This is a genomic window from Halomonas salinarum (assembly GCF_012062845.1).
Classification (GTDB): domain Bacteria; phylum Pseudomonadota; class Gammaproteobacteria; order Pseudomonadales; family Halomonadaceae; genus Onishia; species Onishia salinarum.
Window position 1 is genome coordinate 309,569 of record NZ_WWNB01000001.1, and the last position, 18,851, is coordinate 328,419.

16 protein-coding genes are annotated in these 18,851 nt (G+C 64.5%); 9 read left to right on the forward strand and 7 right to left on the reverse strand.

Going from position 1 to position 18,851, the window contains the following annotated elements:
• Positions 1–100: 100 nt before the first annotated feature.
• Positions 101–1,003 (reverse strand): LysR family transcriptional regulator, encoded by a 903-nt coding sequence (locus HF027_RS01370; protein ID WP_168012131.1) that lies wholly within the window; start codon positions 1,001–1,003, stop codon positions 101–103.
• 106 nt (positions 1,004–1,109) lie between these two features.
• Here HF027_RS01370 and HF027_RS01375 point away from each other — a divergent pair, with 106 nt between their 5' ends.
• The 4 genes from HF027_RS01375 (at position 1,110) to HF027_RS01390 (ending at position 6,638) form a co-directional block, all read left to right on the forward strand.
• Complete coding sequence (locus tag HF027_RS01375; RefSeq protein ID WP_168012133.1) at positions 1,110–1,970, forward strand: pirin family protein; 861 nt, start codon at positions 1,110–1,112, stop codon at positions 1,968–1,970.
• A gap of 236 nt (positions 1,971–2,206) precedes the next feature.
• Positions 2,207–3,949 carry a peptidoglycan DD-metalloendopeptidase family protein gene (locus HF027_RS01380; protein ID WP_168012135.1) on the forward strand — a complete coding sequence of 581 codons (1,743 nt, stop codon included), beginning with the start codon at positions 2,207–2,209 and terminating at the stop codon, positions 3,947–3,949.
• Between the two features lie 501 nt (positions 3,950–4,450).
• Entirely contained in the window at positions 4,451–5,800 is a 1,350-nt protein-coding gene (locus HF027_RS01385; protein ID WP_168012137.1) for a NarK family nitrate/nitrite MFS transporter, read from the forward strand.
• Between the two features lie 148 nt (positions 5,801–5,948).
• On the forward strand, positions 5,949–6,638 hold the full coding sequence (locus HF027_RS01390) for an SDR family oxidoreductase (protein ID WP_168012139.1): 690 nt from the start codon (positions 5,949–5,951) through the stop codon (positions 6,636–6,638).
• Positions 6,639–6,642: 4 nt separating this feature from the next.
• On the opposite strand, the gene HF027_RS01395 is transcribed toward HF027_RS01390, so the two are convergent.
• The gene (locus HF027_RS01395; RefSeq protein WP_168012141.1) at positions 6,643–7,263 is read right to left on the reverse strand and encodes a LysE family translocator; all 621 of its coding nucleotides are present in this window, start codon (positions 7,261–7,263) and stop codon (positions 6,643–6,645) included.
• A gap of 260 nt (positions 7,264–7,523) precedes the next feature.
• Here HF027_RS01395 and HF027_RS01400 point away from each other — a divergent pair, with 260 nt between their 5' ends.
• The 4 genes from HF027_RS01400 to HF027_RS01415 all read left to right on the forward strand — a co-directional run bounded on the left by HF027_RS01400 (position 7,524) and on the right by HF027_RS01415 (position 12,268).
• Positions 7,524–8,945, forward strand: a complete 1,422-nt coding sequence (locus tag HF027_RS01400) for an aminotransferase-like domain-containing protein (RefSeq protein ID WP_168012143.1) — start codon at positions 7,524–7,526, stop codon at positions 8,943–8,945.
• A gap of 215 nt (positions 8,946–9,160) precedes the next feature.
• Positions 9,161–10,012 carry a dienelactone hydrolase family protein gene (locus HF027_RS01405; RefSeq protein WP_168012145.1) on the forward strand — a complete coding sequence of 284 codons (852 nt, stop codon included), beginning with the start codon at positions 9,161–9,163 and terminating at the stop codon, positions 10,010–10,012.
• A 167-nt stretch (positions 10,013–10,179) separates the two neighbouring features.
• Positions 10,180–12,036 (forward strand): ABC transporter ATP-binding protein, encoded by a 1,857-nt coding sequence (locus HF027_RS01410; RefSeq protein ID WP_168012147.1) that lies wholly within the window; start codon positions 10,180–10,182, stop codon positions 12,034–12,036.
• A gap of 4 nt (positions 12,037–12,040) precedes the next feature.
• On the forward strand, positions 12,041–12,268 hold the full coding sequence (locus HF027_RS01415; protein ID WP_245184396.1) for a homocysteine S-methyltransferase family protein: 228 nt from the start codon (positions 12,041–12,043) through the stop codon (positions 12,266–12,268).
• 1 nt (position 12,269) lies between these two features.
• Here the strand turns inward: HF027_RS01415 and HF027_RS01420 are convergent, their stop codons facing one another.
• Positions 12,270–12,629, reverse strand: a complete 360-nt coding sequence (locus HF027_RS01420) for a hypothetical protein (protein WP_168012151.1) — start codon at positions 12,627–12,629, stop codon at positions 12,270–12,272.
• Between the two features lie 229 nt (positions 12,630–12,858).
• On the opposite strand from HF027_RS01420, the gene HF027_RS01425 reads away from it, so the two are divergent.
• Entirely contained in the window at positions 12,859–13,338 is a 480-nt protein-coding gene (locus HF027_RS01425; RefSeq protein WP_168012153.1) for a peroxiredoxin, read from the forward strand.
• Between the two features lie 257 nt (positions 13,339–13,595).
• On the opposite strand, the gene HF027_RS01430 is transcribed toward HF027_RS01425, so the two are convergent.
• Genes HF027_RS01430 through HF027_RS01445 form a run of 4 tightly spaced genes read right to left on the reverse strand, consistent with a single transcriptional unit; the run spans position 13,596 to position 18,590 of the window.
• Positions 13,596–13,919, reverse strand: a complete 324-nt coding sequence (locus HF027_RS01430) for a chaperone modulator CbpM (RefSeq protein WP_168012155.1) — start codon at positions 13,917–13,919, stop codon at positions 13,596–13,598.
• Between the two features lie 3 nt (positions 13,920–13,922).
• Positions 13,923–14,903, reverse strand: a complete 981-nt coding sequence (locus HF027_RS01435; RefSeq protein ID WP_245184398.1) for a DnaJ C-terminal domain-containing protein — start codon at positions 14,901–14,903, stop codon at positions 13,923–13,925.
• 59 nt (positions 14,904–14,962) lie between these two features.
• Positions 14,963–15,889, reverse strand: a complete 927-nt coding sequence (gene cobA / locus HF027_RS01440) for a uroporphyrinogen-III C-methyltransferase (RefSeq protein ID WP_168012157.1) — start codon at positions 15,887–15,889, stop codon at positions 14,963–14,965.
• Positions 15,849–18,590 (reverse strand): nitrate reductase, encoded by a 2,742-nt coding sequence (locus HF027_RS01445; protein ID WP_168012159.1) that lies wholly within the window; start codon positions 18,588–18,590, stop codon positions 15,849–15,851. Before HF027_RS01445 ends, cobA begins: the two co-directional genes overlap by 41 nt.
• Positions 18,591–18,851 lie beyond the last annotated feature (261 nt).

Here is an 18,851-nt window from a genome sequence, read left to right on the forward strand (position 1 = left end):
GCCCTCCTCAAAACGCGCTTTAACGTATACCTCGCAGAATACGCCGACTCTTTAGGCGCTCAAGCGCTTATTTTCCGGCATTTCATTCGATGAGATCGAATCATTCTGCAGAAGTGACCTCCCACTCGCTCACCGATTGCATCAATGCCGCCGCCATGGCGCGGGTCGCCGGACCGGCTCGATCGCGATCGCGATGAATCAGCTGGAATGGCACCTCACGGACACCGCCAACCAGTAGCGGCAGGGGCAGGAGCTCGCCGCTGGACAGCGCAGGCTCGATCAGCGTCTTTGGCACCCAGGCAAACCCCAAGCCACGCTTGAGCATATCCACCGAAGTGGCCAGATGACTGACGGTCCAGCGCTGCTCGGCCTTCAACCAGCCGGCGTCCATGGCCTCGCGCTGCGCTGAGTCACGCACCACCAGTTGCCGGTGCTGTTCCAGATCACGCAGGTCCAGGGGACGGCCTAGCCTGTGCAAGGCGTGGTCGGGATGGGCGACGGCCAGGAAGGTAACCGTCGCCAGCGGTTCGCCGAGAAAGCCTTGCGCCGCGAGCCCCGAGGCCACCAGGTCGGCTCGGCCGTCATAGAGCATTTCGACTCCGCCGTTGAGTACCGTCTCGTGTAGCTGTATGCGGACATGAGGGAAGGCTTGCGAGAAGCGCTCAAGTGCCAAGGCCAGCACGTCCGGCGGAAATATCTGATCAATCGCCAACACCACCTCGGCTTCCAGCCCTTCGGCAAGGCTGTCGGCCACTTCTTCCAGCGCCTCGGCGCTCTCGATCAGCTGACGGGCCCGGCGCAGCAGCATTTCGCCGGGTTCGGTGAGTCGCACATTGCGTCCCACTGGCTCAAGGACCTTGACGCCCAACTGCTCTTCAAGCTTGTGCACCGCATGATTGAGCGTCGACGGACTCTTGTGCACGACCTGGGCCGCACGCGCGAAGCCACCATGATCGACGACCGCCGCCAGCATCTGCCACTGCGAAAGCGTCACTCGAGACATTTCGATTTCCTCGAACCATTTAAGCAAAACTATGCGCTATCGTTGCGCCAAGTTCATGATCAACAATTCACGCCATTGATACCAGACCCCAGGCGGAGGATGACTAATGAGTGCACCCCTCGACACACATCACAGCGATCGCCACATCGAACGTCGCCTGGCCGCGCAGCCAAGCCAGGATGGCGATGGCGTCAAGATCAAGCGCCTGCATGATTTCGGCGGTGGCCTCGACCCCTTCCTGATGCTCGACGAACTGGGCTCGGATCGTCCCGACGACTATATCGGTGGCTTCCCGCCTCACCCACACCGCGGCATTCAGACCCTGACGTACGTGATCAACGGCGGCCTGACCCATGAGGATCATCTGGGGCACTCAAGCACCATCGAGGCGGGCGATGCGCAGTGGATGCACACCGGACGCGGCATCATTCACTCAGAAATGCCGCTCACCGATCATCATGGCCTGCATGCCTTCCAGCTGTGGTTGAGTCTGGCGACCCGCGATAAAATGAGCCCGGCGACCTATCGCGACGTGAAAGCCGCCGAGATGCCACAACTCATCCAAGAAGGCACGCGCTTGACGGCGCTGGGTGGGCACTGGCAGGCGAGCAGCGGTGATGCCATCGTTGGCCCACTGGATGCACTGGCTGGCCAGGGGGCGGTTGCCCACCTGAGCCTTGATGAAGGCGCTTCTTTTACGCTCATGAGCGGTGCCCCTACCCTACTGGCCTATGTTTTCGACGGTGCACTGGAAATTGCTGGCGAGAACGTCGCCGCCGGGGAGCTGGTCCGCCTGACAGAGGGCGATCAGTTGTCGTTGTCCAGCCAGGACGGGGCTCAAGCTCTACTGCTGGCCGGTACGCCGCATCGCGAGCCGATCGCCCACTACGGCCCTTTCGTGATGAATACAGAGGCAGAGCTTCAACAGGCACTGCGCGATTACCGTGACGGTTCACTGACTGATTGACCTTGCGCACGATGCCAGCCAGAAAAAATGCCAGTAGATATTGAGGTCTTACACGCAGATCAAGGGTAATTTTCTGGCTTTCCTCTCAGTTTGTGACGACACTTCCCAGACCCTGGGCGGAAGATGGTGAGCTTATGCTTACTGTAAACATGTACAGACTAGGCAGCTAATACGCCATGGGGTAAGGTTCTCATGCCTTTTTATATCCATTTGATCCTTACTGGCCTTTACCGACTATGTTGCGAATCCTTCATTCGCTACCGCGCACGCACAAGTTTCTTTTGTTACCCATCGCCACGATGGTCACCGTGCTGGGCGCGCAGCAGCTTTACTCTAGCGTGTCGGCCTCGGAAGATGAGACCGATAATACCGAATACACTGTGGTCGACCTGCCCATTGGTGGCTCGGACACATCCGAGGTTGTCCAGACGACGGCGACAACCCCTAAGCGTGAGCGCTCATCGCTACGCAGCGATAGCCAAGGCTATATCCCTCTTGGCAGCCTGAAGTCCCAGGAAATAGTCAACATCGATTTCCTGCCCCATGCGCATGCCGCTGCAGAAAATGACGCATCAAAAGAGCGCGCCCGCAGAGTCAGTGAACAAACCGCCAGTGACGCTATCGGTGATGTCGGCGGGGACTCCGTTGACGACACCGCGGGCCTCGTCGCCGGTGAGCCGCCAACACTTGATCCTGATGTCTTGCAGCTGGCCAGCCATCTGGCAGACATCAATGTCGATCAGGGCACTGAAGACGGCACCTCGTACGATGATTTCTCCGCCGATCCCTTGTGGCTTGTCGATGAGGATCCCTCGCTCGAGGGCGAGATCGTCGCTCATCAGAACTTCGTGCCACAGTGGGAAACCTATACCGTTCAGCCAGGCGACACCTTCGCCGTGCTTGCCGAGCGCACGTTCGGGCTAGGCTATAGCGAGGTCATGCAGCTGCTCGATGCCCTGCCTGACAAGAGTGTCCTTACCCGCTGGCGCGTGGGGCAGAATTTCGACTATCAGGTTGATAAGAACAACGAGCTTCTCGCCCTGCGCATCATGAAGAACGCGCGCAACGGCTATCTGATCGAACGCGATGATACCAGCCAGCAGGCCTTCGAGATCGCCGACATCGAGAAGGCTGGCGAGGCGACCCAGCGCCTGTTCTCCGGCACCGTCAGCGGCAGCTTCGGACGCTCGGCCCAGGCTACCGGCCTCAACTCCGGCGAAGTCGCCGAGCTGACAAACCTCTTGGCCAAGAAACTCAACTTCCGCCGCGACACGCGGCGCGGCGACAACTTCCAGGTACTGGTCGAGTCCGACATCATTGATGGCAAGAGTCTCGACTCGCGGATTCTCGCGGTACGTTACGAGGGAGCGCGCATGGATCTGACGGTGCTGCGCAACAGCGCCGATAACCGCTTCTACACCCCGGACGGCCATAGCCTCGATCCAGCCTTCAACCGTTACCCCTTCAAGGGCCACTACCGGAAAAGCTCATCGTTCAACCTGCGCCGCAAGCATCCGGTCACCGGGCGTATCAGCCCCCACTACGGCACCGACTTTGCCATGCCCACGGGCTCCGCGGTTCGCTCGCCTGCCAATGGTCGCGTGGTCAAATCCGCCTATCATCGACTGGCAGGCAATTACCTGGTGGTACGCCATAACAACGGCTACAAGACCCGTTACCTGCACCTGTCCAAGCGGCTGGTGAGCGAAGGCGACAAGATCGAGATGGGCGAGCGCATCGCACTCTCCGGCAACACCGGTCGCAGCACTGGCGCCCACTTGCATTATGAAGTGATCGTCAATGGCAACCGGGTCGACGCCATGCGTGTTGACCTGCCGGAAAATCAAAGTCTTTCCGGTAACGCTCTGGCCGCTTTCCAAAGTGAGACCGAACCGCTACTGGCTCGCCTGGAAAGCGACAACAGCACCACCACTACCGTCGCCCAGGCGGACACTAACCGGGGCTCCGACGACAGCTGAGCCTCGCCGCTTAAGGCCTGGCTCGATCGTGAGCCTTAGCTAGATAGCGAAAAAAAGCCCCGTGCGCCGCAATACGGCGGGCGGGGCTTTTCTCGTTTGCATCCAAGCTGGGCATCGCCCCACCCGCCAGCGTTCGGCACCCGGCGCCACGTCTTTCTGCCCAATCGCTCGCTGCAGCAGTTTACAGCCCCTTACTCGGCCCCTTACTCAGACCCCTTGAGCAGGCACCGTCTTATCGATATTTTCCCGCGCATCTCTGCCACCTGTCGGTGCAGAACGCACCATAGGGGCTCATCCCTCAGATGCCCCGCGCCCTCCGAGAAAACTCAACTGCTTGATAAAACTTGTAAAAATAAAAATAGGCAGCTTTGTTGCATATCATTGAGCAGTCAGTATCAGGCGTAGACCAGGCTCCATCGGGGTACGAGTGCGTCGGACTCAACCTTCAACGGCGAAGGCCCTAGATCGTGTGTTCGAACGTCATTCGGCGAGGTACTCCCTATGGAAATCCGCAACAAAGCCAACAAGATTCGCCTGCTCAACTGGAAGATGCCGCAGATGCGGGCCTTCCATTTCTCGTGGTTCGCCTTCCACATCTGCTTCTTCGGCTGGTTCGGTATCGCCCCCCTGATGGCGGTGGTGCGTGACGACCTGGGCCTGACCAAGACCCAGATCGGCAACACCATCATCGCCTCGGTAGCCATCACCGTGATCGTACGGCTGGCCATCGGCGTACTGTGTGACAAGATCGGCCCGCGCCGCGCCTACACCTGGCTGCTGTGCCTGGGCTCGCTGCCGGTGATGTGCATCGGCTTCGCCGACAGCTTCGAGTCCTTCTTTCTGGCCCGCCTGGCCATCGGCGCCATCGGCGCCTCCTTCGTGATCACCCAGTACCACACCTCGGTGATGTTCGCCCCCAACGTGGTGGGCACCGCCAACGCCACCTCGGCCGGCTGGGGCAACCTCGGCGGTGGTACCACCCAGATCCTGATGCCGCTGATCTTCTCCGGCATCCTGATGCTCGGCGTCAACGAGGCGCTCGGCTGGCGCCTGGCCATGGTGGTCCCGGGCATCGTGCTGTTCGTCACCGGTATTGCCTACTACTTCTTCACCCAGGACGCCCCGAACGGCGACTTCAAGGAACTGCGCGCCCGTGGCGAACTGCCCGCGGCCGACGGCGAGCATGGCATGGGGGCGAGCTTCGCCACCGCCGCCAAGGACATCCGCGTCTGGGCGCTGTTCGTGGTCTATGCCGCCTGCTTCGGCGTCGAGTTGACCATCAACAACATCGCCGCCATCTACTACTTCGACAACTTCGAGCTGACCCTGGCCACCGCCGGCCTGATCGCCGGCCTGTTCGGGCTGATGAACCTCTTCGCCCGCACCCTGGGCGGTATCTTCTCCGATCTGTTCGCCCGCAACTCCGGCCTCAAGGGGCGGGTGCGCTGGCTGTTCATTGCCATGCTCTGTGAGGGGGTCGCGCTGCTGTTCTTCTCGCAGATGCAGGTGCTGGCACTGGCCATCGGCATCATGCTGGTGTTCAGCCTCTTCGTGCAGATGGCTGAAGGCGCCACCTTCGGTGTCGTGCCCTTCATCAACAAGAAAGCACTGGGGGCCGTCGCCGGCATCGTCGGCGCGGGCGGCAACGCCGGGGCCGTAGCGGCCGGTTTCCTGTTCCGCTCCGAGGCCCTGACCTATCAGGAAGGCCTGTTCTACCTGGGCATCGCGGTGATCATCGCCTCGCTATGCGCCCTGGTGGTACGCTTCTCCCCCGAGGTCGAGGCCGAGGAAAATGCCGCCTATCGCGAGGCCGCCGGTGTCGAGCCGTCAGCGGCTATGTCACTGCGCTGATAGCGCCCCTCTGCCAAGCCCCTTCAAGCCAACGCCACTGCCGCCCGGAAAGGCGGCAGTGGCGTTTTTATGCGCTGCAAAACCATTGCGCGCTTGACCCAACTTCGCTCATGCTGGGACATCCGTGGCTTGACTAGAGGGAATACGCATGAATGATCGTGTTCTGATAATTACCGGCGCTTCCAGTGGCATCGGCGCGTCCACTGCCCGGGCTGCTTCCCGGGATGGGTTTCGCCTGGTGCTGGCTGCCCGCTCACGCGACAAACTTGAGGCGCTGGCTCAGGAGCTTGGCCCGGAGAATGTGCTGACCGTAAGCTGTGACGTGACCTCGATGGAGGATCAGCAGGCCATGGTCGAGGAAGCCCTGGAGCGCTTCGGGCGCATCGATGCGGTCTTCGCCAATGCCGGTCGCGGCGGCTCGCCGGGCGGTTTCCAGGCGGCCGACCACGAAGCCTGGAAGGACATGATACTGACCAACATCTACGGCGTCGGCCTGACCCTGCAGGCCTGCCTGCCGGCGCTACAGAAGACCCGGGGTCATGTGCTGCTGACCGGCTCCGCGGCCGGGCGCGCCACCATTGCCGGTTCCATGTATAGCGCGACAAAGTGGGCCGTCACCGGTATCGGCTATAATCTGCGTGAAGAACTACGTGGCAGCGGTATCCGGGTGACCCTGATCGAGCCCGGCATGGTCGATACGCCCTTCTTCGATGAGCCGCCCGCCCATGCCCTGGAAGACAAGGACATCGCCAACGCGGTGCTCTACGCCATCAGTCAGCCGTCTAAGGTCGACGTCAACGAGATCCTGGTGCGCCCCACCCCACCGCTCGAGCGCTAGCGGATCAGCTCAGGATCATCAGCACGCAGGCGGCGGTCAATAATCCCATCACGGCGTTGAAAACCCGCCAGTGGCGACGTGTCTTCATCAGCCGGCCTACCGCCACGCCAAAGCCCGCCCAAAGCGAAATCGATGGCAGGCTGATGAGGCCCATCACCAGAATGATCGCCACTGCCGAGGCCAGGAAGGCATCGCCAGACAGCGTAAAGGACGCGATCCCCGAGATCGCCATCACCCAGGCCTTGGGATTGGCAAACTGGAAGGCGGCCGCCTGCCAGAAAGTCATTGGCCGCGCGTCTTCACCGGGCCCACGCTGATCCGGCGGGGGTGCCGTTGCGATCTTGTAAGCCAGCCACAAGAGATAAACGCTGCCCGCCACCTTGAGCCCCTGCTGCAGTGGTGGCCACTGCTCGAACAGGGCGCCGAGCCCCAGTGCCACCGCCCCCATCAACACCATTACCCCCATCGAGATGCCGAGCATATGCGGCAGGGTGCGCAGAAACCCGTAGTTGGCGCCGGACGCGGTCAGCATCATGTTGTTGGGGCCAGGCGTGGCCGTCATGCTGAAAGCAAACACTATCATCGGGCCAATCAGAGCAATCAGCTCGGGCATCGGGACGGACATAGTGGGCTCCTCTGAGGTAAATGATCTGCAGGTCGACTTAATTGCAGGGGTACAATTAAGCAAAACCGCCTGACATTGGCACCAATTGCGCACACAATTGAGTATGCACCGCCATACGCCCCAATCAAGGAATGCTTTGTCACCCCGACATTCGCTGATTCATGAGGCTGTCGGTCGAGGGGCACTGCCCTGTCCACTGGTTATCGTCCGCGGCGGCCCACCCGTTTCACCATGTCGTCTTCTCGAGGAAACATCGCTGCATGGATATTCAGACCAAGGCCCGCGCCCGCTGCCACTGGCTACCCGATCTCGACGCCGCCGCTAGCCCGCGCTACCAGGCGCTGGTCGACCGGCTGGCCGCCGACATTGCCGCCGGTACTCTCGCCCCCGGCGAGCGCTTGCCACCGCAGCGCCTGCTGGCCGACGCCCTCAAGGTGACCGTTGGCACCATCACCCGCGCCTATCGTGAAGCCGAGCGCCGTGGCCTGGTCGAAGCCAAGGTCGGCAGCGGCACCCGGGTGCGCAGCCTGGCGTCGGATGCTCCCGTTTTTCATCACCTGTCCCACGCCCCCGATGGCAGCGTCGACCTGTCGCTTAACGTGCCGATTCCCCACCCCATGCGGGTACAGCAGCTCTCCGGCGTGCTGGAACGCCTCGCCCATCGTCCCGGGGCCATCGACGCCGTCCTGGCCTACCAGCCCGAGCAGGGCAGCCAGGCGAGTCGCGAGGCCCTGGCAGGCTGGCTGACGGGCCAAGGGATGCCCATGACCGCCGATGAGCTGATCCTGACCAGCGGCGGCCAGCACGCCGACTACCTGGCCCTGCAGGCGCTGGTGCAGCCCGGCGAGGCGGTGGCCTCGGCGGCCCTGACCTTTCCGGGCATGATCGCCGCCGCCCGCCAGCTCGGCCTCAAGCATGTGGCGGTTCCGATGGATGCCGAGGGCATCCTGCCCGAGGCGCTGGAGCGCCTCTGCCTGCAGCAGAAGATTCGCCTGCTCTACCTGATGCCCGAGCACAACAATCCCACCGGCGCCCGAATGGGGGAGACGCGACGCAAGGCGATCGTCGAGGTCGCCAGACGCCACGACCTGCTGTTGCTGGAAGACGGCGTACAGTTCGTGACCGCCGAAAGACGCGGCACGCCCTTCTATCGGTTGGCGCCGGAGCGCTCGCTGTATATCTTCAGCGTCTCCAAACTGCTCGCCGGCGGCCTGCGCCTCGGGGCCCTGCGCGCACCTGCCAACCTGATGGCGCGCCTTACCGCCTCGCTACGCGCCCAGTACTGGGCCGTCCCTGAGCTAATGGCCAGCGCTGCCATCGAATGGCTGGCAAGCACCGATGCCAAGACCCTGATCGACTGGCAATGGCAGGAGGTAGCCGCGCGCCAGCAGTTGCTTGCCGAGCGCCTCAACGGCCACCAGATCAGCGCCCATCCGTGCGGCTTTCATGCCTGGTTGACGCTGCCGGAGCCCTGGCGTGCGGTGGATGTCGTGGCTCGCGCCGCCGAACGTGGGGTGACCGTGATTGGCGCCGACCCCTTCTGCGTGGGCAGCCAACCGGCACCGCAGGCGATACGCATCTGTGTGACACCGCCCGCCGAGCGCGCTCAACTCGACGATGGCCTGACCCGGCTGGCCGCGCTGCTCGATGAGGAACCCAGGCGCGTCTCACCGCTGGTCTGATGCGGCCAGACATGGCCAGCCCTGAGAGGAGGCGAACCTCGTCATGCACAAGGGCGACCCAGACGCCCCCTCTGCGGCGTTGATGCCCCGGCGTGTGCCTTGGTATCGCCGTACGGGTTCCGCCCAAGCGTCCCACTGGCTATATTAATGAAGCATGGATGAGCGAAGGCGATCGATGCCGAGTACGACAACAATCACAGGCAAGGAGATCCCTGATGCGACAACTCTTCACCCTGGTATGCCTGGCCACAGCCCTGCTGGCGGGAGCGGCCAGCGTCCAGGCACAGACGGAGCCCTCGCCGACCAACGAGACGGTCGATATTCAGTCGGGACCACGCGTGGTCGGCGAGGTCTTCGAGTACACCACCGGCGGCAACACCTATTCAGGATATCTGGCTCGCAACGCCAACATCGACGGTCCGCAACCCGCGGTCCTGGTGGTGCACGAATGGTGGGGGCTGGATCGTTATGCCCGCGCCCGGGCCAATCAACTGGCGGCGCTGGGCTTCGTTGCCCTGGCGGTGGACATGTACGGCGATGGCAAGCAGGCCGGACATCCCGCCGAAGCAAAGGAATATTCCAGCCGGGTGATGCAGGACTGGCCGGCGGCACGGGCCAGGCTCGAGGCCGCGATGACCAAGCTTGACGCCCACCCGGCGGTGGCCGATGGCGGCATGGCGGCAATCGGTTACTGCTTCGGCGGCAGCGTGGTGATGAACATGGCGTTGTCCGGCATGCCGCTCGAGGCCGCCATCAGCTTTCATGGGGTACCGACGGTGGCGGTGAACATGCCTCAGGCCTTCGAGGGCAGCGTGCGCATCCATAACGGCGCCGAGGACGGTTTCGTCGCCCACGACGACCTGGTGGCGATGGCCAGCGCCCTCAAGGCTCAGGGCGCCGACGTCGAGGTGACCAACTACCCCCGGGCCCAGCATGGTTTCACGAATACCGAGGCCGATGCGTTCGCCGCCCAGCACGACCTCCCGCTGGCCTACAATGCCGCCGCCGATGCCGCTTCCTGGCAAGCGGCGCTGCTGACCCTGGATGCCACCCTCAACGACGACTAAGGGCCCACGCTATCCGTCTGCCGTCCTTGTCACCGACAGGGACGGCGCCCCCAGCTCAGACAGGAGGCGATTGCCACGTCTCGATCACCCAGTGAGCAGTCAATGGAACCGAGATGTCGCAAGCCCCGGCCGTTCCGCCTGATACACTCGGGCGATCAACGCCAAGGATGCTCATCTTGTCACCACCGCCGGCCCCCACACCCGCCCGTTTCTCAAGCTTCATCGGCATATTTCGCTACAGCCGCCGCGCCCTGGCACTGGTATGGGAGACCTCAAGGGGCCTGACACTTGGGCTCATGCTCTGCACGCTGGTGGCCGGCGTGCTGCCGGCGGTGGCGGCCTATGTCGGCCAGCTGATCGTCGATTCAGTGGTGGCCGCCATGGACCGCTACCAGGCGGCCACCGACCCGTCGCTATTCGATATCGCCCTGCCCGTGCTCAAGTACGTGGCGCTCGAGGGGCTGATCATCGCCCTGATCGATCTGGCCCGGCGCGGGTTATCGGCTCAGCAATCGCTGTTGCGGGCGCTGCTTGGCCAGAAGGTCAATGTGATGATCCTCGAGAAGGCCGGCAGCCTCTCACTTGCCCAGTTCGAGGACTCGGAGTTCTACGACAAGCTGACGCGCGCCCGTCGCGAAGCCTCGACCCGGCCGCTGGCGCTGGTCAACAAGACCTTCGGGCTGCTGCAGAACGGCATCTCACTGGCGAGCTTCGCGGTGCTGCTGGTGCAGTTCTCGCCCTGGGCGATTGCCATCCTGGTGGTCGGGGCCCTGCCGGTGTTTCTCTCCGAGGCCAAGTTCTCCGGCGATGCCTTTCGGCTGTTTCGCTGGCGTTCACCGCAGACCCGCATGCAGATGTATCTGGAGACGGTGCTGGCCCGGGAAGACAGCATCAAGGAAGTCAAGCTGTTCGGCCTCGAGCCGCTATTCCTCAAGCGCTACCGGGATATCTTCAACACCCTCTACGCCGAGGATCGACGCCTGACCCTGCGCCGCGACGGCTGGGGCTTCGTGCTCGGCCTGCTGGGCACCCTGACCTTCTACGGCGCCTATGCCTGGGTGGTGCTCGATACCGTGGTCGGGCGGCTGACGCTTGGCCAGATGACCATGTACCTGATGGTCTTCAAGCAGGGCCAGTCGGCCCTCTCGGCGAGCCTCACCGCGGTCAGCGGCATGTACGAGGACAACCTCTATCTCTCGAATCTCTATGAATACCTGGAACAGCCGGTGGAAAAAGAGGCCGGCACGCTGACCCAGGGCGAGTATCCCGGCGACGGCATCCGCTTCGAGCAGGTCGGCTTCACCTACCCCGGCGCCGAGACACCGGTGCTTGTCGACATCACGCTGCACCTGCGTCCGGGTCAGAGCCTGGCGCTGGTTGGCGAGAACGGGTCGGGCAAGACCACTCTGATCAAATTGCTGACGCGGCTCTATCCGCCAAGTGAGGGCCGTATCCTGCTCGATGGCAGCCCGCTCGAGGACTGGGACGTGCAGGCACTGCGCCGACGCATCGGGGTGATCTTTCAGGATTTCGTGCGCTACCAGTTGCAGGTGGGCGAGAACCTTGGCGTCGGCAACGTCGAGGCCTTCTCCGACGAAGACCGCTGGCGCTATGCCGCCGAGCATGGGCTTGCCGATGATTTCATCGCCCAGCTGCCGGAAGGCTATTCAACCCAGCTGGGGCGCTGGTTCAAGGGCGGCCAGGAACTTTCTGGCGGCCAGTGGCAGAAGGTCGCCCTGTCGCGGGCTTACATGCGCGAGGACGCCGACATCCTGGTGCTCGACGAACCTACGGCGGCCATGGACGCCGCCGCCGAAGCGAGGGTCTATGCCCGTTTCCGCGAACACCGTCGCGACAAGATGACCATCCTGATCTCGCACCGCTTCTCGACCGTGCGGGCCGCCGACCAGATTCTGGTCATCGATCGCGGCCGGATCATCGAGCGCGGCGATCATGAGCAGTTACTGGCCATCAATGGCCGCTACGCCCAGCTGTTCCGGCTACAAGCCGAGGGCTATCGCTAGGCGCATGCATGGCGCCCATCTCGCCGATGACAGCGAGTACCGCGGCGACTCTGGTCACGACCGGGCTGTGCTCGCCCTCGAGACATTGCCGAGCCTTGATGAGGCGCTGGCACTGGCCGAGGGCGCCTCACGCTGGCTGTCTGCCGGTGCCGCAGTGATCGGCGGCGGCTGTCGTACCGGGCCCGACGATGTCGCGGCCCTCGCACAGCATCGTCGCGACGGGAAATGGTAAATCAAGGTTGAAGGCGGATCGTCAGGCGATAGGGCTGGACGTCGAAGTTGGCGATCAGCTGACCGACCACGATGGTGAAGGTCTGCCGACGAGGCACCTCGTAGGCGATACCCGACGCCTCGTCCTGCCCCTGGATCGAGAAGACGAGGTTGTGGCCACTGAGGACTTCAATGGAGATATGCTTCTCCAACCCTACCGTGAGGCTATAACAACGCACATCTTCAAGCGTGACCTCGCCATCGATGCTGAGCGACGATTCCCCATCGGACAGGGCAATCGGCTCGCAATGATCATCCGCCCAAGCCGGTTGGCTGGCGACCAGTAGCCACAAGATGCCGCCCAACAGGGAGTACTGGGTCATTCGAGTGCCTCATGAAGAAACTCGCTGCAAGCGAACCGAGCACAGGGCCCGCCTGCTTATTAACCGTAGCGACGGCAGGGATAAGCCGCCATCAAAACCGTTCGCGGCGACACTTGGCCTGGGTCAGCAACATCTGGCCGGTTTCACGCTCTGAGGCACCTTGCTAGAGTAGGAGGTCATGGCTTGGCCTTCTGCCTGCCGTGCCATTTCTCAAGAGAGGAAGCGCCACATGAGCATTTCCGTAGGCGACAAGATTCCCGACCTCACCATCAAGACCAACGGTGCCAATGGCCCGGAAGACATCAACCTGGGCGAACTGTTTGCCGGCAAGAAGGTAGTGCTGTTCGCCGTGCCCGGCGCCTTCACCCCGGGCTGCTCCAACACCCACATGCCCGGCTTCGTGATCAAGGCCGACGACATCCTCGCCAAGGGGGTGGATACCATTGCCTGCATGGCGGTCAACGATGCCTTCGTGCTAGATGCCTGGCAAAAAGACCAGAATGCTCAGAAGCTCACCATGCTGGCCGACGGTAACGCCGAGTTCGCCAAGGCCCTGGGCCTGGACATGGATGCAAGCGGCGGCGGCATGGGCACCCGCAGCAAGCGCTTCGCGCTGATTGCCAATGATGGTGTGGTCGAATACCTCGGCGTCGACGCCAAGGGCGTGGACCAGAGCAGCGCCGAGACCGTGCTCGACCAACTCGGCTGATAGCTGGCTCTATTCCCTCCGGGGCCGATGCTCGACATCGGCCCGTGAATGCCAGCCCTCATGGCTGGCATTCTTGCTGGCGAACGACTGAGCTTTATGGCGAACCAGTCGATCAACTCGACTCAGGCCCCACGCCCAGCATGATGACCTGATTCCAGACAGGTCAGGCGCGAATCTTCTACGGTTTCCGGTGGCTGCGTCCTGCGCAACACCCAACCACGCCACTCTTCCGTGCCTCCCTACCAATCCCTGCCCGGTCAATGTGGGCGCGTCGCGCGCAGCCGACCACGCAGCCACTCGACTTCCTCGATCAGATCGGCGACCAGCGCCGCCAGCTCCGGCTCGGCCTCGAAGTCACGTTCGACCTGGCGCAGGCGCCGGGCCCGGGTCAGGTCGTGGCTGGTGAAACGCTGGCTGGTAAGGCGCTGACGGGTCACATAGCGGCTGCCATCGGCCAACAGGCCGCTTTCGACCCGCTCGATGACCCAGTCAGGTTCCACCGCACAGGCCCGGGCCAGCTCATCAAGGGTCAGCGCGGCTTCGTCGATCAACTCGCCGCGAGTGACATCATCGTCTGCCATCACCTAGCCTCCCCTGCGCCGACGCGGGTCGAAGTCGAGCTCCCGCGCCATGGTGGCGTAGAGCTCGCGCGCCTTGTCGGTATCCGCCGGCGGCAGCACCACCGTGAGCTCCACGTAGAGATCGCCCGGCTCCTTCCCGGGAATACCGCGCCCCTTGAGACGCAGCCGACGCCCGCTCTGGGAACCGGCCGGCACCTTGAGCCTGACCGGTCCGACGGGGGTCGGCGTCTCGATGCTCGCGCCAAGCGCCGCCTCCCAGGGCGTCACCGGCACGCTGGCGAACACATCGCGGCCCTCGACGCGGAAGGCCGGGTCGGGGCGGAAGTGGATCTCCAGAAACAGATCGCCCGGCGGCCCACCGCCCAGGCCCGGGCTGCCCTGCCCCGTCAGGCGCACATGTTGGCCTTCCTTGACGCCCTTGGGGATCTTCACGCTGAGACTGTGCTCGCGCGTCACCACCCGGCCCTGTGCATCTACCTGCGGGACCTGCAGGGTGATGGTGCGCGTCGCGCCCTGATAGGCGTCCGCCAGGTCGATCAGCACCTTGGCGTGGCGATCCTCGCCGCGGCGCTGATAGTCACCGCGCCCATGCCGCTCGCGGCGCCCACCCTGGCCGAACAGATTGGCGAAGAAGTCGCTGAACTCGTCGGCCTCGGCTCCCTCGAAGCCGCGACCGGTGAACTCGAAGCCCGCATCCCAGTCCGGCGGCGGGCGGAAGTCCTGGCCGGCTCGGTAGTCCTCGCCCAGTTGGTCATAGGCGGCCCGCTTCTCGGGATCGCTCAGCACCTCCTTGGCCTCGTTGATCGCCTGCATGCGCGCTTCGGCGTCCGCTTCCTTGCTGACATCCGGGTGATACTTGCGGGCCAGCTTGCGGTAGGCCTTCTTGATCTCCTCGACGGTGGCGGTCTTGTCCACCCCGAGGGTCTGGTAGTAATCCTTGAATTCCACCTGGCCGGGCTCCGGGCAAGCGTGGCGGCGGGCCACGAATCAACGCCGATGCCTTAAAGCTAGTTGATAACGTCACGCCGGGTGAATGATATGGCTCAAGTTAGGGCTACTTGTGCCGGCACCGGTGCCATGGCCGCCGGGGAATCCTCGATCATGCTGACCACGCTGCCCACCACGATCAGGCACGGCGACGGCAAAGGCGATTTGGCGAGCTTGCCTGGCATATCGGCCAGGGTGCCGGTCAGCGCCGCCTGCTCTGGCAGGCTGGCGTTGGCGACCAGCATGATCGGCCAGTCGTCGGGCAGGCCGGCGCCGCGCAGCCCGGCACAGATCGCCTCGACCTTCGACAGGCCCATGTAGAACACCAGGGTCTCGTCACGGCGGGCAAGCGAAGTCCAGTCGGGTTCCCCGCCCTCCCGGCACAGCTGAGCGGTGATCAGGCGTAGCTGCTGGGCATGGCCACGATCGGTGAGCGGGATACCCGTGGACGCACAGGCCGCCGAGGCAGCGGTGATGCCGGGCACGATCTCGGCGGAAACCGTGGCCGCGGAGAGCGCGGCGAGCTCCTCGCCCATGCGCCCGAACACCCCGGGATCACCGCCCTTCAGGCGCACCACCGACTTGCCTTCCTGCGCCAGGCGCACCAGCAGGGCGCCGATCTCGGCCTGGGGCACGCTGTGCTGCCCCCGCGCCTTGCCGACGTAGTAGCGCTCGCGGCCGGCAGGAATCAGCGCCAGGATGTCGTCGCCGACCAGGCGGTCGTAGACCACCGCATCGGCCGCCTGCAGCAGGCGGGCCGCCTTGAGGGTCAAGAGTTCGACATCGCCGCTGCCCGCGCCGACCAGATACACCGTGCCGGCACGACAGCGACCGGTGACTGACAGGGGCGGCGACCCGGGTGCGCCGGCGTCGTCGAGCTCGCCACCGCCCCCCAGCCAGCGTGACAGGTCGTGGCCGAGGCGGGCGAGCAGGCTCAGCGCCTCAGATGGTTTGCTTTTCCAGCTTCTGGTCGGCGCGCGCATGGCAGGCCTCCTCTTCGAGAGCGTCTTCAATCAGGGATTTGAGTTCAGGGATGCAGCTACCGCATTGGGTACCGCAGGCAAGCCGAGCCCCCAGCGCCTCGACGCTGGTATCGCCGCCATGAATCGCCGCGACGATCGCCTGCTGGCCGACCTGATGACAGCTGCAGACCAGCGGGCCGCTGTCGGCCTCGCCGGCATCGCAACCGGCCAGCAGCCGCCGTCGCGCCGGCTCCTCCAGGGGATGCCCGGCGAAGCAGGCATCCAGCCAGCCGAGCCCCGGCAGTTCCGCCGGCGGCCCGACCATCAGCCACCAGCGCAGGCGGCCATCGGCCACGCCGGCGGCCCGCAGGCGCCCACTGGCGGGATCCTCACACCAGAGGGTCGGCGCGACCGGCAACCAGTCGCCAAGACGCGAAAGCCAATCGCCCGGCGCCTCGCCCGCTCTCCCCCCGGCCAGCTGCCAGCGCTCGGCGTGGTCCAGCGGAATCCGCGCCCAGTAGCGAGAGTCCTCACACCAGGCAGTCGTCGTGGCCAGGTCATCGGCGACCAGCAGGGTGGCCTCCCAGGCAGGGGCCAGCGGTGTCAGTGCCACGGCGCCGTGCTTGGATTCCGGCTGACCGGACAGCGGGTCGAGATGGGCCTTTAGAAGCCCGCCCATGCGCGCCCGCTTGCTGAAGCGGTCGGTCCAGTGCATCGGCACGAACACCTCTCCCGGCCGCTGGCCCTTGGCGACGCGCACCCGTCCCAGGTAATCGCCATCGGCACCCTTGAGGCGCGCCAGCTGGGCATCCCCGACCCCCGCCGCCAGCGCATCATCGGGATGCACCTCGATAAAGGGCTCGGCGCGATGGTTCATCAGCCGCGGCGCACGCCCCGTGCGGCTCATGGTGTGCCACTGATCACGTACCCGCCCGGTATTGAGGCGCAGCGGGCGCGCCTCGCTGAGCGCCTGGCTCGGGCCCCGCGGCCGCACCGGCAACAACCGGGCGCGCCCGCTCGGGGTGGCGAAGCGGCCATCCTCGAACAGCCTGGCGGTGCCGCTAGGCGCCGTTGCGTTGACCGGCCACTGAATCGGTGCCAGGGCGTCATAGCCCTCGCGGTCCAGGCCGGCCAGCCCCGAGATGTCGAAGAGACGAAACCCCGCCTTTGCATCGCGGCCATTCTCGAAACCGGAGAGCCTGGCGTGCTCGTCGAAGATCTCGCCGGGGTGGCGATAGGCGAAGGCCTCGCCATAACCAAGCCTTGCCGCGACCTGGCCGATGATCCACCAGTCATGACGGGCCTCGCCGGGGGGCGCCAGCATGCCGCGCTGACGCGAGATGCGACGCTCGGAGTTGGTGACGGTGCCATCCTTCTCGGCCCAGGAGGACGCCGGCAGCACGATGTCGGCGTAGGCGAGCAGGTCGGTGTTGGCCATGCACTCCGAGACGATGACCAGCGGGCACTTGGCCAGCGCCGCCCGGATCCGATTGGCCTCCGGCAGGCTGACCGCCGGGTTGGTGGCCATCACCCACAGCGCCTGCACCTCGCCCCGCTCGATGGCCTCGAAGAGGGCGAAGGCCTTGTGGCCGGGGGCCTCGGGCAGCGTCGGCGTCAGGGTCTCGGTGGACCAGAAACGCCTGACGCGATCGAGGGCACCGGGCGTGTCGTAGTCCATGTGGGCGGCCAGCTGGTTGGCTAGCCCGCCCACCTCGCGCCCGCCCATGGCATTGGGCTGGCCGGTGATCGAGAAGGGACCGGCACCCGGCAGGCCCAGCTTGCCCCCGGCCAGGTGGCAGTTGATGATCGCGTTGCACTTGTCGGTGCCGCTGCTCGACTGGTTGATGCCCTGGGAATAGAGAGTGACCACGTGCAGCTGGCTTGAGAACCAGTAGTAGAAGGTCTGCAGCGCCTCGGGATCGAGATCGCAGTCGGCGGCGATCGCCTCCAGCGAACAGTCCTCCTCAGCGGCGGCGGCCAGCGCCTCGTCGACACCATCGACATGGCCCGCCAGATAGACCCGGTCGAGCCGCTTGCGCTCGGCCATGAAGGCCAGCAGGCCGTTGAAGAGGCGAGCATCGCTGCCCGGCGCCAGGCCGAGGTAGAGATCGGCGATCTCGCAGCTGTCGGTGACCCTTGGGTCGATCACCACCACCCGCATCAGCGGATTGCGGGTCTTGGCGGTACGCAGCCGCTGATAGAGCACCGGATGATTCCAGGCCAGGTTAGAGCCCACCAGTACCACCAGCTCGGCTTCCTCCAGGTCTTCATAGCTGCAGGGCACGGCGTCGGCACCGAAGGCGCGCTTGTAGCCGGCCACCGCCGAGGCCATGCAGAGCCGCGAGTTGGTATCCAGGTGCGGGGTGCCGAGGAAGCCCTTGAACAGCTTGTTGGCGACGTAATAGTCCTCGGTGAGCAGCTGCCCGGACAGATAGGCCGCCAGGGCGTGGCTGCCATGCTCGCGACGGGTGTCGGCGAGGCGCTGCGCCACGCTATCCAGCGCCGTCGTCCAATCGACCTCGACGCCATCGACCCGCGGCCGCGTCAGTCGCCCCCCTTCGCCCAGGGTCTCGTGCAGTGCCGAGCCCTTGACGCACAGCCGCCCGTAGTTGGCCGGGTGGTCCTGATCGCCACTCACGGTGGTCAAGGTCGCATCCTCGACATCGGCCACGACGCCGCAGCCAACGCCACAGTATGGGCAGGTCGTTCGCACCTGGTGCATCAGGCTCCCCCTCTCTCGGTGGCCCGGCGAGCATGCCGCCTCTGGTAGCACGCGCTCGCCCGACGGGCCGCCCAACAAAAAGGCGCCCGGCTCCTCTGCCGCGAGGACAGGGAACCGGACGCCGTTGTCTGGTGAAGGCGCCGCCGTTGGCGCCTTATGCCTTACGAGAAAGCAAACCGCATGCCAGCTTATACAGGTCACCTGCCTTCCGTTTCGCTTGCTGCGGCGCAAGGCCCCGCCCCTGCACGGCCCGACGAAGAC